This is a genomic window from Streptomyces sp. NPDC015139 (assembly GCF_043079785.1).
GTDB classification, from domain to species: Bacteria; Actinomycetota; Actinomycetes; order Streptomycetales; family Streptomycetaceae; genus Streptomyces; species Streptomyces albidocamelliae.
In genome coordinates this window covers 445052-470278 of sequence record NZ_JBIBUW010000005.1, presented here as the reverse complement: position 1 = coordinate 470278, position 25227 = coordinate 445052, and the positions used below count along the sequence as shown (strand labels likewise).

Here is a 25227-nt window from a genome sequence, read left to right as displayed (position 1 = left end):
ACGTCCCTCACTTCACCCCGAGGATCTGCTCCACCGGGTCGATCGCGAAGTACACGAGGAACAGGGCCGAGACGCCCCACAGCAGCCAGTTGACCTCCCGTGCCTTCCCCAGCACCGCCTTGATGACGACGTAGGACAGGAAGCCCGCGCCGATGCCGTCGGTGATGGAGTACGTGAACGGCATCGCGGCGATGGTCAGGAACGCCGGGATGGCGATCTCGTAGCGGTCCCAGTCGATGTGCTTGACGTGGGTCATCATCAGGAAGCCCACCGCGATCAGCGCGGGTGCCGCCGCCTGGAGCGGGACGATGGTGAGCAGCGGGGTGAGGAAGAGGGCGAGTCCGAACAGGCCGCCGGTGACCAGGTTGGCGAAGCCGGTGCGGGCGCCCTCGCCGACGCCGGCCGCGGACTCGATGTAGGCGGTGTTGGAGGAGGCCGAGCCGACACCGCCGGCGACGGCGGCCGCGCCGTCGATGAACAGCACACGGCCGATGCCAGGCACCTGGCCCCGGTCGTCGAGGAGTCCGGCCTCGGCGCTGATGCCGACGATCGTGCCCATGGCGTCGAAGAAGTCGGACAGGATGAGGGTGAAGACCAGCAGGACGGCGGTGAGGACGCCGGCCTTGGCGAAGCCGCCGAACAGACTGAAGTGACCGACGAGTCCGAAGTCGGGGGCGGCGACGATCGTGTCCGGGACCTTCGGGGTGGTAAGGCCCCAGCTCTTGATGTCGGCGGCGGCGTCGATGACGATCGCGACGACGGTCATCGTCACGATGCTGATGAGGATCGCACCCTTCACCCTGCGGGCCAGCAGGGCGATGGTGAGCAGGACGCCGAGGCAGAAGACGAGGACGGGCCAGCCGGTGAGGCGTCCGACGGCGCCGAGCTGTACGGGCACGGTGGTGTGCGCGGCGTCCGGGATGCGGCTGACGAAGCCGGCGTCGACGAAGCCGATGAACGCGATGAACAGGCCGATGCCGACGCCGATGGCCTGCTTCAGCTGCTGCGGGATCGCGTTCATGATGGCCTTGCGCAGGCCGGTGAGGACCAGCAGGCAGATGACCAGGCCTTCGAGGACGACCAGGCCCATCGCGTCGGACCAGCTCATCAGCGGGGCGAGTTGGAAGGCGACGACGGCGTTGAGGCCGAGGCCCGCGGCGATCGCGAGCGGGAGGTTGCCGCCGACGCCCATCACGACGGTCATCACACAGGCCACCAGCGCGGTGGCGGTGACGAGTTGGCCGGTGTCGAGGGAGTGGCCGAACTTGTCCTTGGCGCTGCCCAGGATGATCGGATTCAGGACAAGGATGTAGGCCATGGTGAAGAACGTGGCGAAGCCGCCGCGTATCTCCCGGCCGAACGTGGATCCCCGCTCGGAGATCCGGAAGTACCGGTCGACGCCGTTGCGGGCGGGTGGCGCGGTGCTGGGACGCTGATCCACCTTCTGCGACTCGGACATGGTCCAACTCCTCGGTGCCTGGTGAGCGGTGTGCGGGTGCTGGCTGGATTGTTCCCGCGCCACATCTGTTTCAGGTTGTCGCCGTGTTACGGAATGGACAGCGGGCGGCCCCCGTCACCGGCACGGTGGGCCGGTGACGGGGGCCGGGCACGAGCGTCCGCTCAGGACCTGCGGCAGGCCGCCGGGGCGGTCAGGAGACGAAGTACGTCGGGTTGGGCAGCTTGTACCTGCGGTCGGCGTGGCCGCCGTCCAGGTCCGAGTACTGGTCGCCGAAGTTGGCGATGATCTCGTAGCCGAGGTCGTCCTCGATGTGCTTGCGGGTGCCGCCCTTGTACTGCACGGTCGTGCAGTTCCAGGTGCCCGGGGTGGCGCAGTCCTTCAGGTAGGCCGGCGGGTTGGCCTTGTCCTTGAGGAACATGTGGGCGGCGTCGAGGTTCACGTCGGCGCCGACCTTCTTCAGGTTCTCCACCGCGCCGGCCCGCTGGGCCTCGCTGAGGCCGGAGTTGTAGAAGACCTCGACGCCCTTGGACTCGGCGTACCGCACGAGCTCGGGGCTGCCGAAGACGGCCGGGCGGTCGGCCTTGTTCACGTAGTCGTTCCACGTGGTGGAGTTGTACGTGTAGTTGTAGCGCTTCTCGTAGTCGAGGCTGAGCAGCAGCGTGTCGTCGATGTCGAACACGACGGCCGGCTTCTCGCCGTGGCGGTGCGCCTTGCGGGCCGCCTTGTCGATGTAGCGCTTGGCGTCGGCGTCGATGCCCGCCAGGTCCTTGGCGTACGGGCTGTCCGGGGACGCCTGGTAGACGCCGTTGCTGTCGGCGGTGGTGCCGTAGTAGGTGTCGATGTCCTTGACCAGGAGCCCGATGTTGTAGGGCTCGTGAGTCGAGTTGGCCGTGGACTGACCGGCGGTGGCCGCGCCCGCGCCGTACAGGGCGGCACCGGCGACGACGCAGGCGGCGCCGGCGGCGGCCGCTCTGAGGGACTTCCGCATGGATTCTCCGGATCTGGTGAAAGTACGTGATGTACCAGGTCAGAGATTGTCTACGCGCATCACAACCACATCGCGAGCCCTGTTACCCGATCGATACGCACCCCCGCCGCCGACCGCACCACCACCGACCTGGAGCATTACATCCCCCTTGCCCCCACATGGCGTTCACTTGACCGACCGCGCCCGGTTCCACAAGTGCCGGTCGCCATCGTGCCGTTCGACGGCGGGACGCGAGCGCGGCGGGGGCTCAGCCGGCGTACGGGTCCGGTGTGCTGCCCGGGCGGGTGAGGAACTCGAAGTCGCAGCCCGTGTCGGCCTGGGTGATCTGGTCGTCGAAGAGGGCGCCGTAGCCGCGCTCGTACCGGGCGGGCGGCGGGGACCACTCGGCCCGGCGCCGGCGCAACTCCTCGTCCGTCACGTGCAGACGCAGGCTGCGGGCGGCGACGTCCAGGGTGATCAGGTCCCCGGTGCGAACCAGCGCCAGCGGTCCGCCGACGTACGACTCGGGTGCCACGTGCAGGACGCAGGTGCCGTAACTCGTGCCGCTCATCCGGGCGTCGGAGATCCGGACCATGTCCCGCACGCCCTGCCCGAGCAGATGGCCGGGGATCGGGAGCATGCCGTACTCGGGCATGCCGGGGCCGCCCCTGGGGCCGGCGTTGCGCAGCACCAGGACGCTGTCGGCGGTGATGCCGAGCGCCGGGTCGTCGATGGTGCGCTGCATGGTCCGGTAGTCGTCGAAGACGACGGCCGGGCCGGTGTGCCGGAGCAGGTGCGGGGACGCGGCGATGTGCTTGACGACCGCGCCGTCCGGGCAGAGGTTGCCGCGCAGGACGGCGACCCCGCCCTCGCTCGCGACCGGATCGTCCCGGGTCCTGATGACGTCGTCGTCGTGCACGACGGCGCCCGCGATCTGCTCGCGCAGGGTGTCGCAGGTGACCGTCGGCCGGTCCAGGTGGAGCAGGTCGGGGATCCGGGACAGGAATCCGGGGACGCCGCCGGCGAAGTGGAAGTCCTCCATGAGGTACGTCCGCCCGCCGGGCCGGACGTTGGCGAGGACGGGCACCGTGCGGGCGATGCGGTCGAAGTCGTCGAGGGTGAGCCGCACCCCGGCGCGGCCCGCCATGGCGATCAGATGGATCACGGCGTTGGTGGAGCCGCCGAGGCCGAGGACGGTGGTGACGGCGTCCTCGAACGCCTCGCGGGTGAGGATGTGGCTCGGCTTCCGGTCCCGGTGGACCAGTTCGACGGCGGTCATCCCCGCCCTGGCCGCCATCCGGTCGTGCCCGGAGTCCACGGCCGGAATGCTGGACGCACCCGGCACGGTCACCCCGAGCGCCTCGGCGGCGGCGGTCAGCGTGGACGCCGTGCCCATGGTCATGCAGTGGCCGGGCGAACGGGCCAGTCCGCTCTCCAGCTCGGTCATCTCGCAGTCGCCGATGAGGCCGGCGCGCCGCTCGTCCCAGTACTTCCACATGTCGGTGCCCGAGCCGAGGACCTCGCCGCGCCAGTGCCCCGGAAGCATGGGTCCGGCCGGTACGAACACGACGGGCAGGTCGGCGGAGGCGGCGCCCATGAGGAGCGCCGGGGTCGACTTGTCGCAGCCGCCCATGAGCACCGCGCCGTCGACGGGATAGGAGCGCAGCAGTTCCTCGGTCTCCATCGCGAGCAGGTTGCGGTAGAGCATGGGGGTCGGCTTCTGGAAGGTCTCGCTGAGGGTGGAGACCGGGAACTCCAGCGGGAAGCCGCCCGCCTGCCACACCCCGCGCTTGACGGCCTGCGCGCGGTCGCGCAGGTGGACGTGGCAGGGGTTGATGTCGGACCAGGTGTTCAGGACGGCGATGACCGGCTTGCCGAGGTGTTCCTCGGGGAGGTAGCCGAGCTGGCGGGTGCGCGCCCGGTGGCTGAAGGAGCGCAGTCCGTCGGTGCCGTACCACTGGTGGCTGCGCAGTTCCGCGGGGTCGCGGCGCGGTGTGCTCATGTCGGCCATCCGGCGACGACGGCGGCGACCTCGGCACGCTCGTCCTCGGGCAGCGGACTGCTCGGCGGGCGGACGTCCCGGCGGCACAGGCCGAGCGCGGCGAGGGCCTCCTTGACGACGGTGACGTTGTCGGCGGAACGGTGGGCGGCGCGCAGTTCCTCGAAGCGGCGGATCCGCTCCCAGACCTTCATGGCGGCCGGGTAGTCGCCGGTCCGGAGGGCTTCCAGCATGTTCCGTGAGACGGCCGGGGCGACGTTGACCAGTCCGGAGGTGAAGCCGGTGGCGCCCGCGGAGAAGTAGGACGGGGCGTACGGTTCGGCCAGACCGGCGACCCAGACGAAGCGGTCGAGGCCGGCGTCCCGGGCGAAGGCCGCGAAGCGTGCCGCGTCGGGGACGGCGTACTTCACACCGATGACATTGGGGCAGTGGCCGGCGAGTTCGGCGAGGCGCGCGCCGGGCAGCCCGGCGTCGCGGACGTACGGCACCACGCCCAGCCCGGGTACGGCCTCGGCGACGGCGCGGTGGTAGTCGACCCAGCCGGCGGCCGACACGTAGGGGTGCACCGGCTGGTGGACCATGACCATCCGGGCGCCGAGGTCGCGGGCGTGCCGGGCGGATTCCGTCGCCGTGGGGAGGTCGTGCCCGACCCCGACGAGGACGACGGCGCGGTCCTGCGCCTCCTCGAGGGTCGTCTCGGTGACCAGGCGGCGCTCCTCGGGGGTGAGCGCGTAGAACTCGCCGGTGTTGCCGTTGGGGGTGAGGGTGGTGACCCCGCCGTCGAGCAGGCGGCGCAGCAGCGCCCGGTGGGTGCCGGTGTCGACGGAGCCGTCCGCGGCGAAGGGGGTCACCGGGATGGCCACCACGTCGGCCAGGGCCGCCCGTTGCGTCTGGAAGGTGTGGGTGCTCATCGTCGGCCCTCCTCCGGCCGGGGCCCGGCGTCCGGGGGGAAGGCCCGCTCCACGAACGAGGCGATGTGCGCGTGCAGGGCGCTCGCGGCACCGTCCGCGTCGCCGCCGAGGGCGAGCCGCAGGATCTCGCGGTGCTCCGCGGCCTCCCGCTCCCAGGACGGGTCGGCCGCCCAGGCGGCGGCGGAGACGAGCGCGGCCTGGTCGCGGACCTCGTCCAGCATCCGGCCGAGCAGCGGGTTGCCGCACGGCAGGTAGAGGGCGCGGTGGAACTCCCGGTTGGCCAGGGAGCGTTCGGCGGTGTCGCCGGCCTCGTCGGCGCGGGTCAGCGCGTCGCGGGCGGCGTCGAGGGTGGTTCCCCGCCGGACGGTCCGGCGAAGGGCCTCGGGTTCCAGCAGCAGCCGTACGTCGTACACCTCGCGCGCCATGTCCGCGTCCACCGTGCGCACGGCGACGCCCTTGTACTGGTTCATCACGACGAGACCGGTCCCGGCGAGGGTCTTCAGCGCCTCCCGAACGGGGGTCTTGGACACCCCGAACCGCGCGGCCAGTTCCGACTCGACCAGCGCCCGGCCGGGCGTCAGTTCTCCCGTGAGGATGCGGTGTCTGATCGCGTCCAGCACGTACTGCGTGCGGGAGGGGATCGGTGGGGGCACAGAGGCCGTGCGGGAGGTCATGCGGTCCTCTCGGATCTCACCTGCGCGTCTCATATATGACGTACGAAGTACGACGCGTTGAAGGTAGGAGGGGGCCCGGCATTCGTCAATGCCTCTGACAAAAGGAAGCCGGCCCCGTACCGGGAGGACGCTCAGAGGGTGTGGAGGTCGCCCTCGACGGCCATGCGCGTCGGCCGTCCGAAGACGGCGCCGGCGCGGGCTGTCGCCGACTCGCGGGTCAGCGTGGGGCCGACATGGGTGACGAGCAGTTCGCGCACCCGGGCGTCGTGGGCGACCCGGCCGGCGTCCTCCGGCGTCAGGTGCACCGGGTGCGGGCGTCCGCCCTCGCGATGCGCGTCGACGTCCGCCTCGCAGAGGAACAGGTCGGCCCGGGCGGCGATTTCGGCGAGGGCGGGACAGGGTCCGGTGTCCCCCGAGTACGCCAGCACGCTGCCCTGGGACTCGGCGCGCAGCCCGTACGCCTCCGTGTCGTGGACGACGGCCCGCGCGGTCAGGCGGAGGTTCCAGTGCCGGACGTCGCAGCCGTCGTACAGGGCCCGGAAGTCGAAGACGCCCTTCAGGAAGTCGACGTCGGCGCGGCCGAAGAAGCCCGCGAGGCGCCGCGCGCAGTCCCGCGGGGCGTACAGCGGGATCGGCGCGGGCGGGGTCACGCCGCCGAACGCGAACGCGTAGGCGGCGGACAGCAGGTCGGCGCTGTGATCGGCGTGCAGGTGAGAGATCCAGATCGCGGTGAGCCGCGCCGGGTCGGTGTGCCGCTGCAGCGCGGCGAACGTCCCGGGCCCGGCGTCCACCCACACCTCGGCGCCCCCGCCGGACACCAGGTACCCGGAGCAGGGCCGGTCCGGCCCCGGGTGGGGCGAGGCGGTACCGAGGACGGTGAGGGTGAGCGGCATGGGAGGGAGCGTACGACGCCGACCGCCCGGAGCCCGGCCACTCCGGCAAACGGAACACCGGTTGCCGGATCGGGCGGATCCCGGCGGTGGTGTGCCGCAGGGGGGACGCGGCCCGGCCGGTCGGGGCGCGCGGAGGGTGAACACCAGGACCGCTCGTCCCCGGCCGGCGCGCCCCGGACCGTCGTGCGGTGCGGTGTCGTCATGGGGTCGGTGAACCGGCGCCGGGTGGCCCACCGCACCGGTCCGGGTACTCATGCCGAGCCGAGCGGACACTCAGCCGCGCGCCCCCGGCCGCCAATCCGGGTCCCGCCCGCTCAGGCCTACCGCCCGGTCCAGCAGCGGTGCGTCCGCCGGGACCGGGACGACCGGGCCGAAGATGCCGCCGCCGCGGCTCGGGTCGTCGGCCGCGGCCTGCAGGAAGACGTGGGCGGACGCGAGGGCGTCCGGGTCGGGGGCGTAGGGCACGCCGACGGCACGGGCCAGGTCCCAGCCGTGGATCACCAGTTCGTCCGCGACGACGGCGCCCGCCACCGCACCCGGCAGGTCCACCCCGCCGGCCCGGGTGTCACCGGTCCAGGCGGCCGGGTCGCGCCAGGCGTCGGCCAGCTCGTCCAGCGCCTTGGGCAGTTCCGCGCGCCAGCCGGGGCCGATGTCCGGCAGGGTGGCGTTCGGGCTGGTGTCGGTCGTCGCCCCGAAGTCCTTGCGGGCGGCGTCGCGGAAGGCCACGGAGAGATGCAGCAGATGGCCGAGCAGGTTGCGTACCGCGAGGTCCGGGCAGGGGGTGGCGTCCGCCAGCCGGTCGTCGGACACGGACTCGGCGAGCCCCGCGAGGATCCTGGTCTGCGGGCCGAGGTCCACCATGGTCATGGCTCACTCCTTCGAAGGTGCGGTACCCGTACCCAGTGCTGACCGGGCGGCGGCCGGGAACTCATCGGTGCCGCGCCCCCAAGTCCACGGCGCGCGTCCGCCGCGGAGGCACCACAGGGCGATCACCGGGTCGCACAGCGCGCAGCCGAACGAGGAGTCGTGGGCGAAGGGGACGATCGGATGCCCCTTGAGGTGGTGCACGACGTCCCATGCGGTGTGCAGCAGCCAGCCGACGCCGACGAAGGTCCAGGAGTCCAGTCCCCGGTAGGCGACCCAGGTGGCGACCGCCGTGAACGCGAACTCCCAGCCGCCGAGGCCGCCCCCGCCGAGGTAGGCGGCGCCCGCACCGGCCACCATGACGGCGTTGAGGCGGCGCCGGTGCGGCTCGGGGACCAGGGACATGAGGACGACGTAGAGCAGGCCGATGACGACCGGAGCGAGGTAGCGCATGCGCTCGACGGTAGGGTTCCGCCCGCGTGCGCCCCAGGGGCGTCCGTGCCAGGTTCCGACGGATTGTCGCCGCCGCGGCGCGCCCCGGATCCGGTCCCGGAACAGGGCACCTCACCGATCCGCTGGTGCCCGCCTCAGGCCCACGATGACCTGGCATGACGACTTCCTGGACCGTGCGTCGCGTCCTGCGGGACCGCAACGCCGGGCTGTACCTCGCGAGTGTGGTGGTGTCCGCCTTCGGCACCACCTCCCTGTCGCTGGCGGTCGGCGTGTGGGTCAAGGACCTGACCGGGTCCGACAGCCTGCCCGCCCTGTGCATGCTCGCCGCGTGGGCGCCCACCCTCGTCGGCCCGGCGCTGGGCACGATCGCCGACCGCGTGCGCCGCAGGCCCCTGCTCGTCGCCCTGAACCTGGGGCTCGCCGCCGTCCTCACGACGCTCTTCGCCGTCCGCTCGCCCGACGGGCTGTGGCTGCTGTTCACCGTCCTGCTCCTGTACGGCACCGTCGGGGCCGTCGCCGAGGCCGCGGAGTCGGCCCTGGTCACCGCGGCCGTCCCGGGCCGGCTCCTGGGCGACTTCAACGGGCTGCGGATGACCGCGGCGGAGGGCACGAAGCTCGTCGCCCCGCCGACCGGCGCGGCGCTGTACGCGGCCTTCGGCGGCCCGGCCGTGGCCTGTCTGGACGCGGTCACCTTCGTGCTGGCCGCCGGTCTGTGCGTGCTGCTGCGGGTGCGCGAGGAACGGCCCGTCCGGTCCGGCGCCGGCTGGTCGCGGGAGACCGCCGAGGGCGTCCGGCACCTGTGGGGCGACCCCGAGCTGCGCGCGCTGGTCCCGGCGGGCGGTACGACGATGCTGCTGGCCGCGCTGAGCAGCACGACGACGTACGCCGTCGTGGACGGCCTCGGTCACTCCCCCGCCTGGACGGGCGTGCTGTCCGCCGTCCAGGGCGCCGGTTCGGTGGCGGCCGGGCTCGTCTCGGGGGCCGCGCTGCGGCGGCTCGGCGGGCGCCGGTTCGCGGCGGCCGGAACGGCGCTGACGGCGTTCTCGGTCGCCGCGCGGGCGGTGCCCTGCGACGCCGTCGCGCTCGCCTCCGCCGCGGGGATCGGCCTGGGCCTGCCCTGTGTGCTCGTCGCGGTGTTCACCGCCGTCCAGCGGCGGACGCCCGGCCCGCTGCTGGGCCGCGCGACCGCCTGCGCGAACACCCTCGTGTTCACGCCCAACGCCGTCGGGCTGGGCGCGGGTGCCGGGCTGGTCGAACTGGCCTCCCCCGTGCTGCTGTTGCCGCTGTACGGCATCGGGCTGCTTGCGACGGCCGCGGTGCTCGCTCAGCGCGCGGACAGCGCCTCCCGCACCGCCGCCAGGTCGCCGTCCGACGCCAACCCGGCGTGATACAGCCGTAGTTCCGTCGCGCCCTCGGCACGCGCGCGTGCCGCGTCCGCCGCGAGCGTGCCGGGACCGCCGCCCATGCCGGCGACGACCGTGAGGTTGGCGGCCAGCACCGTCCGTTCCCCCGCGTGCTCGGCGAAGGGCGCCAGCAGGGCCGTACCGCCCGTGCAGGGCACCACCACGCCGTCGGCCACGCAGAGCACGCGGGCGGGGTCGACACCCACGTTGGCACCGCAGTGGTAGGAGACCGGGTCGGCGTGCAGCAGGACCTGGAAGCCCTCGGGCGCGGCGGCGCGTACGGCGGTGACGGCCTCCTCCTGGAGGCCGGCGGCCGTTTCCTCACGCCACGCGCGCGTGGCGGCCGCGGTGTCCTCGCCGAGCAGCTTGCCCACCGTGGGCCAGCCCCCGTCGTCCGCCGTGCCCCGCCACAGCGGTTCCAGCGCGGTGCGCACGGCCGCCGCCAGCCCGTCCGCGTCGAGGCCGTGCGCGTCGTACCCGTCCCGGCATGAAGGACAGAAGCACAGGGACATCAGGTACTGCCCGGCGTCACCGAGGGCGATCCCGGCGGTCTTGTCGTGCGCGTGCAGGTGCTGGAGCCCGTACCAGCCGAGGGACTCCAGTTCGGTGCCGTGCGCGCCGGGGCGTACCGCGGCCTCGACGGCGAGGTCGACCAGGTAGGCGCGGGTGGCGGGCTGGGCGATGCAGGGCGCCCAGGGGTAGCGGTCGCCGTAGGCGTTGACGACGGAGGTGTCCGGATGCTCGGCACCGAGGCGGGAGTTGTGGGCGAGGACGACCCAGGTGTGCACCTCCACACCGGCGCCCGCGAGCGCGTCGGCGGCCTCCCCGTAGGCGTTGCCGGGCGCCCAGCGGCCTGCGGGGTAGGGGCGCAGGCCACGGCCCGCCCAGCGGTCGCCCGGCGGGTAGAGGACGGCCGCGTACTCCGCGGTGACGACGCGGTGGCGGGGGTGGCGGGGGGTCAGGGCGCGCGTGGAGTGGTAGGCGGACGCGAGGGTCGCCTGCTCGACGCCGAGTCCGGCGATGCGTGCCGCGGCCCCGGGGTCCCCGTTGACGTCCCACGGGTAGACGAACGCCGACGCCCTCATGCGGCCTCCCCCAGCAGCGCGTGCCCGCGCTCGATCAGCCGAGCGAGCTGTTCGACGTGGTCCTCGGCCGGTTCGTGCAGTGGTGGGCGGACCTCGCCGACGTCCAGGCCGCGCAGCCGTACGCCGGCCTTGACGAGGGAGACGGCGTAGCCGCGGCCCTGGGCGCGCAGTTCGACGAAGGGCCGGTAGAAGCCGTCCAGGAGGCGCCGGACGGTTTCCGTGTCGTCCGCTTCGAGCGCCCGGTGGAAGGCGAGTGCGATCTCGGGGGCGAAGCAGAACACCGCCGAGGAGTACAGGGTGATGCCCAGGGCCCGGTAGGCGAGCTGGGTCTGCTCGGCGGTGGGCAGGCCGTTGAAGTACAGGAACTCCCCGGGCGCCTCGGTGCGGACGGCGCTGACGATGCGCTGCACGAGGTCGAGGTCGCCGAGGCCGTCCTTGAGGCCGATGACGCCGTCGGTGCGGGCGAGTTCCACGGCCGTCGACGGGGTGAGGACGGCGTTGTCCCGCTGGTAGACGATCACCGGCAGCGCGGTGGCGGCGGCGATCTCGCGGTAGTGCCGCAGCAGCCCCTCCTGTCCGGCGAGCACGAGGTACGGCGGCATGGCGAGGAGGCCGTCGGCCCCCGCGCCCTCGGCGAGACGGGCGTAGCGGACGGCGAGCGCGGTGCCGTATCCGGCGCCCGCGACGACCGGGACCCGCCCCTCGGCGGCCTCCACGGCCGCCCGGACGCAGGCCTCGAACTCCTCCGGCAGCAGCGCGTGGAACTCCCCGGTGCCGCAGCAGGCGAACACGGCGGCGGCACCTGCCGCGACGCCGCTGCGCACATGGGTGCGGTAGACGTCGAGGTCGAGGGCGCCGTCGGGGCCGTAGGCGGTGACGGGGAAGAAAAGCGGCCCGCTCGGCTCGCGGAGCCGGGCGGCGAGCGGGGCAGGCGTCACGAGCGCTCCCTGTCGGTGCATGCTTCTGATCGTCGTCTATATTTCTGAACGATCTCACGCTACGGGCCGTCCGCGGAGCGGGTCAAGCGCGCGAACGGGCGCATCGACGGCGGATTTCCCCCGTTCACGGCACACTTGACGAGGCAAGTCGGCGCTCCCTAGCGTGTCCACGCATGTGAATGCCGTCCATGAACGCGGCCGTTGACGTCGAAGGAGACCGAGGATGCCCGCACCCCGCACCGTCCTGCTCACCGGCGCCGCCGGCGGGCTCGGCACCCTGATGCGGTCCCTGCTGCCGGAGCACGGCCACACACTGCGCCTGTTCGACGTACGCCCCGTCGACGACGCGCCGGACGCGATCACCGCGGACCTCGCCGACAAGGAGGCCCTGCGCGAGGCCGTGCGGGGCGTGGACGCCGTCCTCCACCTCGCCGGGATCTCCCTGGAGGCCCCCTTCGAGGCCGTGCTCCGGTCGAACATCGAGGGGACCTACAACCTGTACGAGGCGGCCCGCCTCGAAGGCGTGCCCCGGATCGTCTTCGCCTCCTCCAACCACGCCGTCGGCTTCACCCCCGCCCCGCGTGCGGGCGATCCGCTGATCCCGGTCGACACGCCGCGCCGCCCGGACACCTTCTACGGCCTCTCCAAGTCCTTCGGCGAGGACCTGGCACAGCTCTACTGGGACAGGCACGGCCTGGAGACCGTCTCCGTCCGCATCGGTTCCTGCTTCCCGGAGCCGACCAGCGTGCGCATGCTCTCGGTGTGGATGAGCCCGGCCGACGGCGCCCGTCTCTTCCATACGGCCCTGACCGCCGAGGACGTCGGCCACACGGTGGTCTACGGCTCCTCCGCCAACACCCGCCTGTGGTGGGACCTCACCTCGGCACGGGCGCTGGGCTACGAACCACGGGACGACTCCGAACCGTGGGCCGCGAAGCTGATCGCCGAGCAGGGCGAGCTGGACCCGGCGGACCCCGCCCAGAGCCGCCTCGGCGGGCACTTCGTGACCGACCCGCCGATCTGGCCGTACTGAGCCGCCGGCGGCTCCGGACAGCCGTGACGCCGGCGGGCCCGGCAGCCGGAAACGACGGCCCACGCGCGCGGGCGGGCACCGAACGGGCCCGCCCGCGCCGCGTTCGGGCATCCGCGCCGCCCGCTCCCACCCCGCGGCACCCGCCGCCGCAGGTCCGCGACGGGCACGGCACGCGGCGAACGGGCACACCCGGGCAGTATCAGGCCCGCAACAGACCTGGTCAGCGCCGCGCACCCGCTGTAGAACTTCCCCCATGGGCCCGAACGGGCAGTTCCACAGGGAAGCGGGTGACGGCATGAGCACGAGAACGGCGGAAGAACGCCAGCGCGAGATCGTGCGGGCCGCGCGCGCCACCGGCTCGGTGGACGTCACCGCGCTCGCCGCCGAGCTGGGCGTGGCCAAGGAGACCGTCCGGCGCGATCTGCGCGCGCTGGAGGACCACGGCCTGGTCCGCCGCACCCATGGCGGGGCCTGCCCGGTGGAGAGCGCCGGCTTCGAGACGACGCTCGCCTTCCGGGCCACCAGCCACGTGCCCGAGAAGCGCCGGATCGCGGGTGCCGCGGCCGAGCTGCTCGGGGACGCCGAGACCGTCTTCGTCGACGAGGGCTTCACCCCGCAGCTCATCGCCGAGGCCCTCCCCCGGGACCGGCCACTGACCGTGGTCACCGCGTCCCTGCCGGTCGCGGGCGCCCTCGCGGAGGCCGAGCACGTCTCCGTCCTGCTGCTGGGCGGCCGGGTCCGTCCCGGCACCCTGGCCACCGTCGACCACTGGACCACGAAGATGCTGGCCGGTTTCGTCGTCGACCTCGCCTACATCGGCGCCAACGGCATCTCCCGCGAGCACGGCCTGACCACCCCCGACCCCGCCGTCAGCGAGGTCAAGGCGCAGGCGATCCGGGGCGCCCGGCGGACCGTGTTCGCCGGGGTCCACACCAAGTTCGGAGCGGTCAGCTTCTGCCGGTTCGCCGAGGTCGGCGCCCTGGAGGCGATCGTGACGAGCACCCTGCTCCCGGCCGCCGAGGCCCACCGCTACTCCCTGCTGGGCCCGCAGGTCATCCGGGTCTGACCGCCCCACCCACCTCCACCCACCTCCCCCGGGGGCGCGCCACCCTCCGAGCGCCCCCTATGTCCCCATACCTCCAGGAGCGATCCATGCGCACCCCCAGCCGACGGAGGCCGCGAGCCACGCTCGCCATGGCCGCCGCAGGGACGCTGCTCGCCCCGCTGATCTCCGGCTGCTGGGCCGGTGCGGGCGGGACCGGTTCCGGCGGCGACTCCATCAATGTCCTGATGGTCAACAACCCCCAGATGACCGAGCTGCAGAAGCTGACCGCCGCGCACTTCACCAAGGAGACCGGCATCAAGGTCAACTTCACGGTGCTGCCCGAGAACGACGTCCGCGACAAGATCAGTCAGGACTTCGCCAACCAGGCGGGTCAGTACGACGTGGCCACGCTCTCCAACTACGAGATACCGATCTACGCCCGCAACGGCTGGCTGCACGCGATGAACGGGTACGTCGCGGCGGACCCCGCGTACGACGAGCGGGACGTCCTGAAGCCCATGCGCCAGTCCCTCACCGGCGACGACGGCAAGCTCTACGGGCAGCCCTTCTACGGCGAGTCGTCCTTCCTGATGTACCGCAAGGACGTGTTCGCGGCGAAGGGCCTGACCATGCCCGCCCACCCCACCTGGCGGCAGGTCGCCGCGCTCGCCGCCGCGGCGGACGGCGCCCGGCCCGGCATGAAGGGCATCTGCCTGCGCGGACTGCCCGGCTGGGGCGAGCTGATGGCACCGCTGACGACGGTCGTGAACACCTTCGGCGGCACCTGGTTCGACAAGGACTGGACGGCGCGCCTCGACTCCCCGGCCTTCGAGAAGGCGACGAAGTTCTACGTCGGCCTCGTCCGCGAGCACGGCGAGTCCGGCGCCGCCCAGTCCGGATTCGCCGAGTGCCTGAACAACATGACGCAGGGCAAGGTCGCCATGTGGTACGACGCCACCTCCGCCGCCGGGCTGCTGGAGGCCGACGGCTCCCCGGTCAGGGGCAAGCTCGGCTACGCGCCCGCCCCGGTGCAGGAGACCCGGTCCTCCGGCTGGCTCTACACCTGGGCCTGGGGCATCCAGCACGCCTCCCGCAACCCCGACAAGGCCTGGAAGTTCGTCTCCTGGGCCTCGGGCAAGGGCTACGAGCAACTGGTCGGCGACACCGCCGGCTGGTCGAACGTCCCGGCCGGCAAACGCGCGTCGACGTACGAGAACGCCGCCTACCGCAAGGAGGCGGCCGCCTTCCAGGAGATGACCAGGGAGGCCATCGAGGGCGCCCGCCCGAACGACCCCGGCGTACAGCCGCGCCCCGCGCCCGGCATCCAGTTCGTCGGCATCCCCGAGTTCACCGACCTCGGCACCAAGGTCTCCCAGGAGATCAGCGCGGCCATCGCCGGACGCCAGTCCGTCGGCACGGCCCTGAAGAAGTCTCAAGCGCTCGCCGAGCGGATCTCCGAGGAGTACGAGGGACGATGACAGCGACGACGACGGCCCCGCTCACGGCCACTCCCGCACGGACGGTACGCCGGCCCCCGGCCCGGCTGCGCGCCTGGGCCACCCGGGCCCCGCTGCTGCCCGCCCTGGTCTTCATGATCGTGGTGACCCAGCTGCCGTTCGTGGCCACGCTGGTGATCTCCTTCTTCGACTGGAACGCCCTCTACCCGAAGGCCCGCCACTTCACCGGCCTCGACAACTACCGCCAGGTGCTGACCGACACGGACCTGCGCCACTCGGTGTGGACGACCGTGCTGCTCACGGCGGCCGTGGTGCTGGCCAGCCTGGTCCTGGGGCTGGCGCTGGCCCTGCTGCTGGACCGCAGGTTCCGCGGCCGCGGCATCGTCCGCACCCTGCTCATCGCCCCCTTCCTGGTGGTACCGGTGGCCGCCGCCCTGCTCTGGAAGCACGTGCTCTACAACCCCGAGTACGGCCTGCTCAACGGGTTGCTGCACATGGTGGGCGGCCCGCAGCCGGACTGGATCTCGAAGACCCCGCTGCTCGCGGTCGAGGCCTCCCTGGTGTGGCAGTGGACGCCGTTCATGATGCTGATCCTGCTGGCCGGCCTGCAGAGCCGCGACCAGCAGCAGATCGAGGCCGCCCGCGTCGACGGTGCGAGCGACTGGCAGATCTTCCGCCATCTCACCCTGCCCCACCTGCGGCGCTACCTCGAACTCGGCGCCCTCCTCGGGTCGATCTACATCGTGCAGAACTTCGACGCCGTCTTCACCCTCACCTCCGGCGGCCTCGGCACCGCCAACCTGCCCTACACCGTCTACCAGAGCTTCTACCAGGCCCACGAGAACGGGCTCGCCTCCGCCGCGGGCGTCCTGGTGGTCATCGGCTCGATCGTCATCGCGACCTTCGCCCTGCGCGTCGTGTCGTCCCTGTTCCGCGAGGAGGTGTCCCGCGCATGAGTGCCCTGCGCCGAGGCGGCCTGGGCCTCATGGCCTGGCTGACCGGGATCGTGTTCTTCCTGCCCGTCGCGTGGATGGCGCTGACGTCCTTCCACTCGGAAGCCGACGCGGCGGCCAATCCGCCCTCCTTCGCCGCCTCGCTGACCCTCGACGGCTACCGCGAGTTCTTCGGCAGCGGAGGCGGGGCGAGACCCTGGCCCGCCCTGATCAACTCCCTGGTGGCGTCCGCGGCCTCCACGCTCCTCGTCCTCCTGCTGGCCCTCCCGGCGGCCTACGCCCTGTCCATCCGCCCGGTGCGGAAATGGACCGACGTCCTGTTCTTCTTCCTCTCCACGAAGATGCTGCCGGCCGTCGCGGGACTGCTGCCGATCTACCTCTTCGCGAAGAACGCCGGAATGCTCGACAACATCTGGCTCCTGGTCGTCCTGTACACCTCCATGAACCTGCCGATCGCGGTGTGGATGATGCAGTCCTTCCTCGCCGAGGTGCCGGTCGCCGTCATCGAGGCCGCCCGCGTCGACGGCGCCCGACTGCCCGTGATCCTCGCGCGCGTGGTCGCCCCGATCGCCCTGCCCGGCATCGCCGCCACCGCCCTGATCTGCTTCATCTTCAGCTGGAACGAACTGCTCTTCGCCCGGGTCCTGACGGGCGTGGTCGCCGAGACCGCCCCCGTCTTCCTGACCGGCTTCATCACCAGCCAGGGCCTGTTCCTGGCGAAGGTGTGCGCCGCGTCGCTCGTCATCTCCCTGCCGGTGCTCGCCGCGGGGTTCGCCGCCCAGGACAAACTGGTCCAGGGCCTGTCGTTGGGAGCCGTGAAATGAAGGCCGCCGTCATCGAGTCCGTGGGCCGCGCCGTCGTCACCGAGGTCCCGGACCCGACGCCAGGGCCCCGCGAGGTCGTCGTCGAGGTCGCCGCGTGCGGCCTGTGCGGCACCGACCTGCACATCCTCCAGGGCGAGTTCGCCCCCAAGCTGCCGATCGTGCCGGGGCACGAGTTCGCCGGCGAGGTGGTCGGGGTCGGCACCCGGGTCACGGAGGTCGCCGTCGGCGACCGGGTGGCGGTCGACCCGTCGCTGTACTGCCACGAGTGCCGGTACTGCCGTACCGGCCACAACAACCTGTGCGAACGGTGGGCCGCGATCGGCGTGACGACGGCGGGCGGCGCGGCCCGGTACGCCCTAGCCCCGGTGGCCAACTGCGTCAAGCTGCCCGAGCACGTGCGCACCGAGGACGCGGCCCTGGTGGAACCCCTCTCCTGCGCGGTCCGCGGCTACGACGTGCTCCGGTCGCGCCTCGGCGCGCACGTCCTGATCTACGGCTCCGGGACCATGGGGCTGATGATGCTGGAGCTGGCCAAGCGGACCGGCGCGGCGAGCGTCGACGTGGTCGACGTGAACCCCGCCCGCCTGGAGACGGCCCGCCGGCTCGGCGTCTCGGGCGCGGCGGCCGGCGCGGACGAACTCGACCGGCCGCACGGCTGGGACGTGGTGGTCGACGCGACCGGCAACGCGGCGGCCATCCAGGACGGCCTGGACCGGGTCGCGAAGGCCGGGACGTTCCTGCAGTTCGGTGTGGCCGACTACGCGACCCGGGTCACCATCGACCCGTACCGCGTCTACAACCAGGAGATCACCATCACCGGCTCCATGGCCGTGCTGCACAGCTTCGAGCGGGCCGCCGAACTGTTCGCCGGCGGGGTGCTGGACCCGGACGTCCTCATCAGCGACCGGATCCCGCTGGAGCGCTACCCCCAGGCGCTGGAGCAGTTCGCGGCCGGGGTGGGACGGAAGATCGTCGTGGTGCCGTAGGCCGATCGGCTGGTAAGGGAACGGTAAAGCCACCTCGTTCGTTCACCCGGCATGACAGCTATGACCCCAGGCTCGAACATCCCTCTCTCCGCCGCGCGCGTGACGGTGGACGTCGCCGCCCCGGTGCGGCTCGACGTGTCGGGCCTGCTGCTCACCGCCGACGGCAAGGTGCGCTCGGACGACGACTTCATCTTCTACAACCAGCCGGCGGGCCCCGGCGTGACGTACCGCTCCGGCGGCGGTACGTCACCCGACGCCATCACGGTCGACACCGCTGCCGTACCGTCCGACATCGAGAAGATCGTGGTCACCGCCAGCCCGGACGCCGCCGGTCAGACCTTCCAGGGCATCGAGCCGACCGCCACGATCCGCGACGCGGACGGCGGCACCGAACTGGCCTCGTTCACACCGCCGCAGCTCGGCACCGAGACCGCACTGGTCATCGTCGAGATCTACCGCCGCAACGGCCAGTGGAAGGCCCGCGCCGTCGGCCAGGGGTACGCCGACGGACTGGCCGGCATCGCCACGGACTTCGGCGTGACGGTGGAGGAACCGGCCGCCGCTCCCGCCGCCGCGCCGCAAGCACCCGCCGCCCCGCCGGCCCCGCCGGCCCCGGCGGTGTCCGCCCCGCCCGCTCCCCCCATGCCCCCGGCACCGCCCGCTCCCCCCGCGCCGGGCGCCGGGAAGATCAACCTGGACAAGGGCCGGGTCAGCCTGCAGAAGAACCAGACCGTGTCCCTGGTCAAGGGCGGCCGGCCGCTGCTCTCCCGGGTGCAGATGGGTCTCGGCTGGGAGCCCGCGTTCCGTGGCAAGGACATCGACCTGGACGCCTCGGTCATCGCCTACGGTCCGCAGCGCAACCACATCGACAGCTGCTACTTCGGCAAGCTGACGATCCTGAACGGCGCGGTCAAGCACTCCGGGGACAACCTGACCGGCGAGGGCGGCGGTGACGACGAGGTCATCGTGGTCGACCTCGGCCGCGTCCCCCAGGACGTCACCGGCCTGGTCTTCACCGTCAACTCGTTCTCCGGACAGAAGTTCACGGAGGTCGCCAAGGCGTACTGCCGTCTCGTCGACACGGCGACGGGCGAGGAACTGGTCCGCTTCGACCTCACCGGCGCCGAGCCCCAGACGGGCGTCATGATGGCCAAGCTCGTCCGCCAGTTCTCCGGCGAGTGGGACATGACGGCGATCGGCGACTTCGTCAAGGCCCGCACGGTCCGCAACATGGTGGACCCGGGGGCGAGGGCGCTGTAGCTCCCCGGAGCCCGGGTTCCGCGGACGACTCCGGCCTGCGCGCAGGACAGCCCCGCGCGCAGGCCGCCCGCTACGCCCGCAGCCCCTCCCACAGCAAGGTCAGATACCGGCTGATCTCCTCCGGCCCCCCGCCTCCCAGCTCCGACGCCGTGGCCACCCCGTGCGCCAGCCGCAGCACCTCGATCGGCGAGAGGTCGGCCCGCAGGAACCCGGCCTCCTGAGCGGCCCCGACCAGCCGGGTCGCCGCCCCCTGCACCGCCGTACCGCAGGCCGTCACCGCCACCGCGCCGCCGTCCGCGACGGCCGCGCCCAACAGGGCCTTCATGCCCCGCAGTCGTATCGTGGCGGCGCACAGCTCGGTCAGCCACGCCGGGAGCGCCTCCTCCGGCGGCAGCTCCGCCGCCAGCTCGTCGGCGCGTCTGCCGAGCGCCTCGATCCGGTCCACGTACGCCGCCTCCAGCAGCGCCTGCCGCGTGGGGAAGTGCCGGTACAGCGTGCCGGAGCCGACGCCCGCCCGCTTGGCGATCTGGTCGAGCGACGCGTTCTCCCCGTGCTCGGCGAAGGCCTCCGCCGCCACCTCCAGCAACCGCTCGTAATTGCGCCGAGCGTCCGCGCGCATGGGCCTGACGTGCGACATCCAGCAACTCCTCGCGAACCGGCGGTTCTCCCCGGATTTTACCGATCCCCGGCCCGGCCGGTCCCGGCGTGCGCCCGCGCGCGGACACGGGTGTGGCCCGCACCCCCCGTGAAGTGCGGGCCACGCCCGATGCCGGCCGTCGCGGCTCAGTGCTGCCATGGCCAGCGGGTGTCGCGGGCCGCCTCGATCAGCGGCACCATCCGGAACGCCGCGTCCGAGAGACCCCCGAAGGTGTGCCGGTTGCCCGAGCCCGACGGGCCGTGGCCCGCCCGGTAGCCCTCCAGGTTCCAGGTGTAGACCGGGATCCGGTCCGGGATCTGGGCGGTCGGGCCGCCGTGCACGCTCGGCGCGTGCTGCTCGTCGGTGACGATCAGCACCCGGTCGTGCTTCTTGTAGTGCCGGCGCACCGCCGCGGTGGTGTCGGTGCCGCCCAGGTCACCGAAGCGCTCCAGTACCTTCAGCACCGACTCCCCCTTGCGGAACCTCACCTTGTCGCTGGTCGAACCGAACTGCACGAGATCGGCGCTCGCCGCCCGCAGCGCGAGGGCGGTGCCGAAGATCGCCGCCGCGTCGGCCCGGTTGAGCTGCGAGCGCTCGGACACCGGCGACCAGAACATCGAGCCCGACCGGTCGACCAGCACCAGGGTCCGGCCCGGCAGCGCGGGCACGTTGGCCAGCGAGTGGCCGAGCGCCTGCTCCAGCGGGTAGGACCAGCGCAGCGACGGCGCGTGCTGGTAGGCGGCCAGGTAGCGGAAGGGGAACTGCCGCGAGCGTGCCACCTGCTCGGGGTCGCTGATCCGCGCGGCGACCCGGGCCGCGACCTCGTCGGACACTCCGGCCTGGTCGAAGTTGCGCAGGTTGCGGACCAGCGCCATCGCGCCCATGGACGGGATGACGGCCTCCCAGGCCGCCCTGTCCATCGGGCCCTGGAGCCAGCCCGCGAGCGCCTCCCAGGTGATCCCGGCCGCGGCCAGCCGCTCGGCGCCGCCGGGCGAGGTGACGACCGCCCGGCGCTCGGCGACCGGCAGGGCCATCAGCTCGCGGTGCGCGGTGAGCACCGGGAGCGACGCGGGCGGCACGGCGGTGTCCGGGTTGTGCCGGCGGTCGAGGGCGTACCGGAACAGCTCGCCCTGCCACGGCTTGTCCGCGTCCGGGGACGCGTGCACGAGGTTCAGGATGTCGCCGAAGCGGTAACCCTTGGTCGCGGTGTCGTACTTGAGCAGCGACTTGGCGTGGAACAGCCGTCGTACGGCATCGGCGGCACCCCGCTTGACGGGCTTGGGCACGGCGCGGCCGTACGTCGACGTCCAGTAGGCCAGCAGCTCGCCGGGCTCGTCCGGACGCTGCAGCACGGAGTCCACGACCTGCCGGTTCGACGGTCCGTCGGTCGCGCCGGCCGCGAGACGCGCGTGCACGTACTCGGCGGCGCCCACGATCGAGGCCGTCCGCATGTTGCCGTCACCGCGCAGCCAGCGCAGCAGCCCGGCCGTCCAGACCGGGTCGGTCACGGCGAGGTCGCGCACGAGGCGGGTGTACCGGCCGTCGCGGTCGGCGCCCTTCTCGTAGAAGGTGTCCTGCGAGACGAAGTTCGCCACCGCGAGCAGGAAGAGCTCGGAGCGAGGATCGCGCTCCTGACCCCGTCCGCCCTCGTAGGTGCGCAGGATGCGGCCGGTCGACGTGACCGCCGACTTCGGATGTGCCCTGGTCGTACGCGTGTTGAATCGCGCCATGGTGAATTCCCCCGAATTCGTGACTGTTCGTTGCCTTTTCGGAGGGGGCGCGACTAATGGAGGGTGCCCGAGTTCAGAAGTCGGCTGCGGACTTATCCAGATGCTCTACCGATTGAGCTACACCGACCCGGGGTCGGTGACGGGACTCGAACCCGCAACCGTCCGATCAAAGAAGTAACCGCTGCCTGCGCACCGGACACCCACCATGTGTCGCGCCTCCCGAGATCAGCTCGGCGACGGCTGTTTTCATTCCGGGAAAGGGAAGTAGCCGTTGCCTTCGCACCGGGAGGTGCGTGACGTTCTTCGGTGTCCAGAGATCGAGGCCGGCGGCTCCCGCTCCTGGACGAACATCACTCTAGGAGGGGGGCCGCGGGACGGGCGAGCGAATTAATCGCGGCGCGGGGTTCAGCCCCGCTTCTGCCGCTTCCAGGGACCGGTGATGGCCAGCATGATGCCGGGGGTCTGGATGTTGGCGAACAGGGTGCGGCCGTCCGGGGAGAAGGTGACGCCGGTGAACTCGCTGTACTCGGCCTCCTCCGGGGTGCCGAGGTTCAGCTCGTTGCGTGCGATCGGGTAGGTGCGGCCGCTGTCGGTGGCGCCGAACAGATGCTGGACGCCCTCGCCGTCCTCGGCGATGACCAGGCCGCCGTAGGGGGAGACGGTGATGTTGTCCGGGCCGTCGAAGGCGCCGTCCTCGGCCGGGTCGGGGTTCACCCCGAGCAGGACCTTCAGGGTCAGGGTGCGGCGCTTGGGGTCGTAGAACCAGACCTGGCCGTCGTGCTGGACCGGGCTCTCCGCACGGGCGAAGGAGGAGACGACGTAGACGCCGCCGTCGCCCCACCACATGCCCTCCAGCTTGCGGGCGCGGGTGACCTGGCCGGTCGTAAACTGCTTGCGGACGGAGACCGTCTTCGCGTCGCGGTCGGGGACGTCCACCCAGTCGACGCCGAAGACCGTGCCGACCTTCGTGGCGCGGGAGAGGTCGTCGACGAACGTGCCGCCGGAGTCGAAGCACTTGAAGGCCTGGAGCACGCCGGCGTCGTCGGCGAGGGTGCGCAGCTTGCCGCGGCCGTGGCGGAAGCCCTCCGGCGGGGCCCAGCGGTAGAACAGGCCGTTGGGGCTGGAGGCGTCCTCGGTGAGGTACGCGTGGCCGCGCTTGGGGTCGATGACGACGGCCTCGTGGGCGTAGCGGCCGAAGGCCTTGACGGGCTTGGGGTCGCGGTTGGCCCGGCGGTCCTCGGGGTCGACCTCGAAGACGTAGCCGTGGTCCTTGGTGAAGCCGTTCTTGCCGGCCTTGTCCTCGGTCTCCTCGCAGGTCAGCCAGGTGCCCCACGGGGTGCTGCCGCCCGCGCAGTTGGTGGCGGTGCCGGCGATGCCCACCCACTCGGCGACCTCGCCGCCGTGGCGGACCTCGACGACGGTGCAGCCGCCGGCCGCGGCGGGGTCGTAGACGAGGCCCTCGGTGAGCGGCACCGGGTGCGGCCACTGGGCGCGGGCGCCGGCCAGCTCGTGGTTGTTGACGAGGAGGGTGGTGCCGCGGGGGCCGCGGAAGGTGGCGGTGCCGTCGTGGTTGGACGGGGTGAACTCGCCCGATTCCAGCCTGGTCTTCCCGCTGTAGGTGATGATCTCGTACCGGAACCCGGCGGGCAGCGCGAGGATGCCGTCGGGGTCGGGGAGCAGCGGGCCGTAGCCGACGCCGTGGTGGCCGTGTGCCGGCGCGCCGTCCGCGCTCTCGGCGTCGGTCTCCGTGGACGCGAGGGCGTTCGGCGCGGTGGCGAGTGCGCCGACGCTGCCCGCCAGGGCGACCCCGGCACCGGTGATCGCGGATTTCCTGGCGAAGTCCCTGCGGGTGAGCGACATGGTGTCTCCTGTGACGGTGGGAGTGCCGTGGAGGGTGGCGGGCCTCGGTTTCGGCGCACACGTTCCCGTCCACTTCTGAACGGGAGTTGAACGCGGGGCTACTTCGCGGGCCCGTGTTCGAGAATCCGCATGAACTGCCCCCATGCCCAGCAAAAGCACCGCCCCCACCGTCCGGTGCGGCGGGTGACGCCCGGGTCCGGCCTTACGGTCTTCTCGCGTCCCGGCGCCGAACCGCCGGGCCCGGGCTCCGTCGTTCACCCCGGGCCCAGGCTCCCGTCGCTCAGCCTCCCTGCTGGGAGCGGGCCTTGAACGCGGCCTTCCGGGCCTCCTTCGCCACCTTCTTGTCGGGGTGCAGTCGGCCCATCGCCTCCAGCACGTCCGCGGTGGCGGGGTGGTCCACGCGCCAGGCGGCGGAGAAGAAGCCGCTGTGCTGCTCGGCCAGGCCCTCCACGAGAGCCTGGAGCTCGTCGGAGTTCCCCTCGGCCTGAAGCTGCGCGGCCACGGTGTCGACGGTCAGCCAGAACACCAGCGCCTCGGAGGGTGCCGGCACTCCGGCGGCCCCGCGTTCGCTCAGCCACACCCGGGCGAGGCCGCCCAGTTCGGGGTCGTCGAGAACCTCCCGCAGAGCGGGTTCGGCCTCCGGACCCACCAGGGACAGGGCCTGCTGGCAGCGCAGCCTGCGCAGCGGCGCCCCGGGGTCGGCTCCCCGCGCCGCGGCCAGCAACTCCCGTGCCGAGGCGAGGGGTTCGCGGCGGGCCAGCCACTGCTCGGTCTCGGCGCGGGCCGCGGACTGCCCGAACGCCGACGTGCCGTCGAGCAGCGCGTCCGCGCCCTTGTCGACGAGTTCACCGACGGCGGGTGCCTCGAAGCCGGCCTCCAGCAGCCGCGCCCGCAGCCCGTACACACCGAGCGGGGTGAGGCGGACCATGCCGTAGCGGGAGACGTCGGTGTCGTCGACGAGCGTGGCGGGCTCCTCGTCGGCGTCGGCCATCAGGGCCTCGTCCACCGGCCGGTACTCGACCAGTCCGACCGGCTCCAGGGTCCGGAACTGGTCGTCGAGGCGCATCATCGCGTCGGAGACCTGCTCCAGGACGTCGTTGGTGGGCTCACCCATGTCGTCCGGCACGATCATCGACGCGGCGAGGGCGGGCAGTGGGACGGGCCCCTCGCCGGGACCGTCCTCACTGACGGTCAGCAGATAGAGGTTGCCGAGGACGCCGTCGAGGAACTCCGCCTCGGCCTCCGGGTCCCAGTCGAGTGACGAGAAATCGACCTCGCCGTCCTCGTCCATGGCGGCGACCAGGTCGTCGAGGTCGGGCACGCTCGCGTCGGCGAGCACCGTCTCCAGGGCGGCGAGCCACACGGCGAGCACGTCGTGCGGGGAACCGCCGGTGAGCAGTCCCAGCTCCGCCCCCGCCCGGACGGTGCCGGCCTCCTCGTCGACGATCTCCACCAGGCCCGCGTCCACGGCGACCCGCCACGCCTCACCGGCATAGGCGACGGCGTCGTCACCGGTCAGCCCGAGGAGTTCCACCGCGGCCGGCAACTGCTCCTCGGCGAGACCGCCGCCGGCGTCCACGCGGGTCTCGGGCCCGGCCCAGCGGGCCAGGCGGGCGGCCCGGGAGAGCAGGGGCGTGGACAGCGCGGCGTGCGCCAGCTCCGCTTCGGGGCGCAGCCGTACGGGCGGCAGGGGGGAGCTGTCTGGCATCGGCTGGTTCTCCTCGGACCGTGAACGGGCTCAGCCGCTCAGCCTAGACGGATTTCCACCCATGCAGCCCGGTTCATCTACCGGTCAG

22 protein-coding genes are annotated in these 25227 nt (G+C 72.5%); 8 read left to right on the top strand and 14 right to left on the bottom strand.

Annotated features, from left to right (window positions below; all coding sequences use genetic code 11):
* Window positions 1-7: 7 nt before the first annotated feature.
* The 8 genes from ACF08B_RS17070 to ACF08B_RS17035 form a co-directional block, all read right to left on the bottom strand.
* Window positions 8-1459 (bottom strand): NCS2 family permease, encoded by a 1452-nt coding sequence (locus ACF08B_RS17070; RefSeq protein ID WP_392318057.1) that lies wholly within the window; start codon window positions 1457-1459, stop codon window positions 8-10.
* Window positions 1460-1649: 190 nt separating this feature from the next.
* A complete protein-coding gene (locus ACF08B_RS17065) occupies window positions 1650-2447 on the bottom strand; it encodes an HAD family acid phosphatase (RefSeq protein WP_392318056.1) in 798 nt (265 codons plus the stop codon).
* A 247-nt stretch (window positions 2448-2694) separates the two neighbouring features.
* Complete coding sequence (gene araD, locus ACF08B_RS17060) at window positions 2695-4428, bottom strand: L-arabinonate dehydratase (protein ID WP_392318055.1); 1734 nt, start codon at window positions 4426-4428, stop codon at window positions 2695-2697.
* Window positions 4425-5336 carry a dihydrodipicolinate synthase family protein gene (locus ACF08B_RS17055; RefSeq protein WP_392318054.1) on the bottom strand — a complete coding sequence of 304 codons (912 nt, stop codon included), beginning with the start codon at window positions 5334-5336 and terminating at the stop codon, window positions 4425-4427. The genes araD and ACF08B_RS17055 overlap by 4 nt, the downstream gene beginning before the upstream one ends.
* Window positions 5333-6010, bottom strand: coding sequence for a GntR family transcriptional regulator (locus tag ACF08B_RS17050; protein WP_392318053.1), 678 nt, complete (start codon window positions 6008-6010; stop codon window positions 5333-5335). Before ACF08B_RS17050 ends, ACF08B_RS17055 begins: the two co-directional genes overlap by 4 nt.
* A 131-nt stretch (window positions 6011-6141) precedes the next feature.
* Window positions 6142-6903: an MBL fold metallo-hydrolase gene (locus tag ACF08B_RS17045; protein WP_392318052.1), complete on the bottom strand. Its 762-nt coding sequence runs from the start codon at window positions 6901-6903 to the stop codon at window positions 6142-6144.
* 273 nt (window positions 6904-7176) lie between these two features.
* Window positions 7177-7770, bottom strand: coding sequence for a TIGR03086 family metal-binding protein (locus tag ACF08B_RS17040; RefSeq protein ID WP_392318051.1), 594 nt, complete (start codon window positions 7768-7770; stop codon window positions 7177-7179).
* Window positions 7771-7773: 3 nt separating this feature from the next.
* Window positions 7774-8220: a DUF6010 family protein gene (locus ACF08B_RS17035; protein WP_392318050.1), complete on the bottom strand. Its 447-nt coding sequence runs from the start codon at window positions 8218-8220 to the stop codon at window positions 7774-7776.
* A 155-nt stretch (window positions 8221-8375) separates the two neighbouring features.
* Between ACF08B_RS17035 and ACF08B_RS17030 the strand changes: the two genes are divergently transcribed.
* Entirely contained in the window at window positions 8376-9608 is a 1233-nt protein-coding gene (locus tag ACF08B_RS17030) for an MFS transporter (protein ID WP_392318049.1), read from the top strand.
* On the opposite strand, the gene ACF08B_RS17025 is transcribed toward ACF08B_RS17030, so the two are convergent.
* Window positions 9545-10708, bottom strand: a complete 1164-nt coding sequence (locus tag ACF08B_RS17025) for a hypothetical protein (RefSeq protein WP_392318048.1) — start codon at window positions 10706-10708, stop codon at window positions 9545-9547. The two genes, ACF08B_RS17030 and ACF08B_RS17025, sit on opposite strands and share 64 nt — an antisense overlap.
* Window positions 10705-11646, bottom strand: coding sequence for a 5-dehydro-4-deoxyglucarate dehydratase (locus ACF08B_RS17020; RefSeq protein WP_392318144.1), 942 nt, complete (start codon window positions 11644-11646; stop codon window positions 10705-10707). Before ACF08B_RS17020 ends, ACF08B_RS17025 begins: the two co-directional genes overlap by 4 nt.
* A 223-nt stretch (window positions 11647-11869) precedes the next feature.
* Here ACF08B_RS17020 and ACF08B_RS17015 point away from each other — a divergent pair, with 223 nt between their 5' ends.
* From ACF08B_RS17015 to ACF08B_RS16985, 7 genes are all read left to right on the top strand, one after another.
* Window positions 11870-12679, top strand: a complete 810-nt coding sequence (locus ACF08B_RS17015; protein WP_392318047.1) for an NAD-dependent epimerase/dehydratase family protein — start codon at window positions 11870-11872, stop codon at window positions 12677-12679.
* 295 nt (window positions 12680-12974) lie between these two features.
* Complete coding sequence (locus tag ACF08B_RS17010) at window positions 12975-13745, top strand: DeoR/GlpR family DNA-binding transcription regulator (protein WP_392318046.1); 771 nt, start codon at window positions 12975-12977, stop codon at window positions 13743-13745.
* A gap of 86 nt (window positions 13746-13831) precedes the next feature.
* Window positions 13832-15202, top strand: coding sequence for an ABC transporter substrate-binding protein (locus ACF08B_RS17005; RefSeq protein ID WP_392318045.1), 1371 nt, complete (start codon window positions 13832-13834; stop codon window positions 15200-15202).
* Window positions 15199-16137, top strand: coding sequence for a carbohydrate ABC transporter permease (locus ACF08B_RS17000; protein ID WP_392318044.1), 939 nt, complete (start codon window positions 15199-15201; stop codon window positions 16135-16137). The genes ACF08B_RS17005 and ACF08B_RS17000 overlap by 4 nt, the downstream gene beginning before the upstream one ends.
* On the top strand, window positions 16134-16958 hold the full coding sequence (locus tag ACF08B_RS16995) for a carbohydrate ABC transporter permease (RefSeq protein ID WP_392318043.1): 825 nt from the start codon (window positions 16134-16136) through the stop codon (window positions 16956-16958). The genes ACF08B_RS17000 and ACF08B_RS16995 overlap by 4 nt, the downstream gene beginning before the upstream one ends.
* Complete coding sequence (locus tag ACF08B_RS16990) at window positions 16955-17944, top strand: zinc-dependent alcohol dehydrogenase family protein (RefSeq protein WP_392171232.1); 990 nt, start codon at window positions 16955-16957, stop codon at window positions 17942-17944. The genes ACF08B_RS16995 and ACF08B_RS16990 overlap by 4 nt, the downstream gene beginning before the upstream one ends.
* A 60-nt stretch (window positions 17945-18004) precedes the next feature.
* The gene (locus ACF08B_RS16985) at window positions 18005-19204 is read left to right on the top strand and encodes a TerD family protein (RefSeq protein ID WP_392318042.1); all 1200 of its coding nucleotides are present in this window, start codon (window positions 18005-18007) and stop codon (window positions 19202-19204) included.
* Window positions 19205-19274: 70 nt separating this feature from the next.
* On the opposite strand, the gene ACF08B_RS16980 is transcribed toward ACF08B_RS16985, so the two are convergent.
* From ACF08B_RS16980 to ACF08B_RS16965, 4 genes are all read right to left on the bottom strand, one after another.
* Window positions 19275-19841, bottom strand: a complete 567-nt coding sequence (locus tag ACF08B_RS16980) for a TetR/AcrR family transcriptional regulator (protein ID WP_392318041.1) — start codon at window positions 19839-19841, stop codon at window positions 19275-19277.
* A gap of 146 nt (window positions 19842-19987) precedes the next feature.
* Window positions 19988-21571 carry a TROVE domain-containing protein gene (locus ACF08B_RS16975; RefSeq protein ID WP_392318040.1) on the bottom strand — a complete coding sequence of 528 codons (1584 nt, stop codon included), beginning with the start codon at window positions 21569-21571 and terminating at the stop codon, window positions 19988-19990.
* A gap of 405 nt (window positions 21572-21976) precedes the next feature.
* A complete protein-coding gene (locus ACF08B_RS16970) occupies window positions 21977-23431 on the bottom strand; it encodes an alkaline phosphatase PhoX (RefSeq protein WP_392318039.1) in 1455 nt (484 codons plus the stop codon).
* Between the two features lie 280 nt (window positions 23432-23711).
* A complete protein-coding gene (locus tag ACF08B_RS16965) occupies window positions 23712-25139 on the bottom strand; it encodes a hypothetical protein (RefSeq protein WP_392318038.1) in 1428 nt (475 codons plus the stop codon).
* Between the last annotated feature and the right edge of the window lie 88 nt (window positions 25140-25227).

What these genes read in the sequence shown, in the direction of transcription:
- ACF08B_RS17030 (WP_392318049.1), top strand. Translation starts at nt 8,376, where the DNA reads ATGACGACTTCCTGGACCGTGCGTCGCGTCCTGCGGGACCGCAACGCC.
- ACF08B_RS16980 (WP_392318041.1), bottom strand. Translation starts at nt 19,841, where the DNA reads ATGTCGCACGTCAGGCCCATGCGCGCGGACGCTCGGCGCAATTACGAG.
- ACF08B_RS17050 (WP_392318053.1), bottom strand. Translation starts at nt 6,010, where the DNA reads ATGACCTCCCGCACGGCCTCTGTGCCCCCACCGATCCCCTCCCGCACG.
- ACF08B_RS16975 (WP_392318040.1), bottom strand. Translation starts at nt 21,571, where the DNA reads ATGGCGCGATTCAACACGCGTACGACCAGGGCACATCCGAAGTCGGCG.
- ACF08B_RS17015 (WP_392318047.1), top strand. Translation starts at nt 11,870, where the DNA reads ATGCCCGCACCCCGCACCGTCCTGCTCACCGGCGCCGCCGGCGGGCTC.
- ACF08B_RS17065 (WP_392318056.1), bottom strand. Translation starts at nt 2,447, where the DNA reads ATGCGGAAGTCCCTCAGAGCGGCCGCCGCCGGCGCCGCCTGCGTCGTC.
- ACF08B_RS16995 (WP_392318043.1), top strand. Translation starts at nt 16,134, where the DNA reads ATGAGTGCCCTGCGCCGAGGCGGCCTGGGCCTCATGGCCTGGCTGACC.
- ACF08B_RS17070 (WP_392318057.1), bottom strand. Translation starts at nt 1,459, where the DNA reads ATGTCCGAGTCGCAGAAGGTGGATCAGCGTCCCAGCACCGCGCCACCC.
- araD (WP_392318055.1), bottom strand. Translation starts at nt 4,428, where the DNA reads ATGAGCACACCGCGCCGCGACCCCGCGGAACTGCGCAGCCACCAGTGG.
- ACF08B_RS17045 (WP_392318052.1), bottom strand. Translation starts at nt 6,903, where the DNA reads ATGCCGCTCACCCTCACCGTCCTCGGTACCGCCTCGCCCCACCCGGGG.
- ACF08B_RS16970 (WP_392318039.1), bottom strand. Translation starts at nt 23,431, where the DNA reads ATGTCGCTCACCCGCAGGGACTTCGCCAGGAAATCCGCGATCACCGGT.
- ACF08B_RS17055 (WP_392318054.1), bottom strand. Translation starts at nt 5,336, where the DNA reads ATGAGCACCCACACCTTCCAGACGCAACGGGCGGCCCTGGCCGACGTG.
- ACF08B_RS17010 (WP_392318046.1), top strand. Translation starts at nt 12,975, where the DNA reads ATGAGCACGAGAACGGCGGAAGAACGCCAGCGCGAGATCGTGCGGGCC.
- ACF08B_RS16965 (WP_392318038.1), bottom strand. Translation starts at nt 25,139, where the DNA reads ATGCCAGACAGCTCCCCCCTGCCGCCCGTACGGCTGCGCCCCGAAGCG.
- ACF08B_RS16990 (WP_392171232.1), top strand. Translation starts at nt 16,955, where the DNA reads ATGAAGGCCGCCGTCATCGAGTCCGTGGGCCGCGCCGTCGTCACCGAG.
- ACF08B_RS16985 (WP_392318042.1), top strand. Translation starts at nt 18,005, where the DNA reads ATGACCCCAGGCTCGAACATCCCTCTCTCCGCCGCGCGCGTGACGGTG.
- ACF08B_RS17025 (WP_392318048.1), bottom strand. Translation starts at nt 10,708, where the DNA reads ATGAGGGCGTCGGCGTTCGTCTACCCGTGGGACGTCAACGGGGACCCC.
- ACF08B_RS17035 (WP_392318050.1), bottom strand. Translation starts at nt 8,220, where the DNA reads ATGCGCTACCTCGCTCCGGTCGTCATCGGCCTGCTCTACGTCGTCCTC.
- ACF08B_RS17040 (WP_392318051.1), bottom strand. Translation starts at nt 7,770, where the DNA reads ATGACCATGGTGGACCTCGGCCCGCAGACCAGGATCCTCGCGGGGCTC.
- ACF08B_RS17000 (WP_392318044.1), top strand. Translation starts at nt 15,199, where the DNA reads ATGACAGCGACGACGACGGCCCCGCTCACGGCCACTCCCGCACGGACG.
- ACF08B_RS17005 (WP_392318045.1), top strand. Translation starts at nt 13,832, where the DNA reads ATGCGCACCCCCAGCCGACGGAGGCCGCGAGCCACGCTCGCCATGGCC.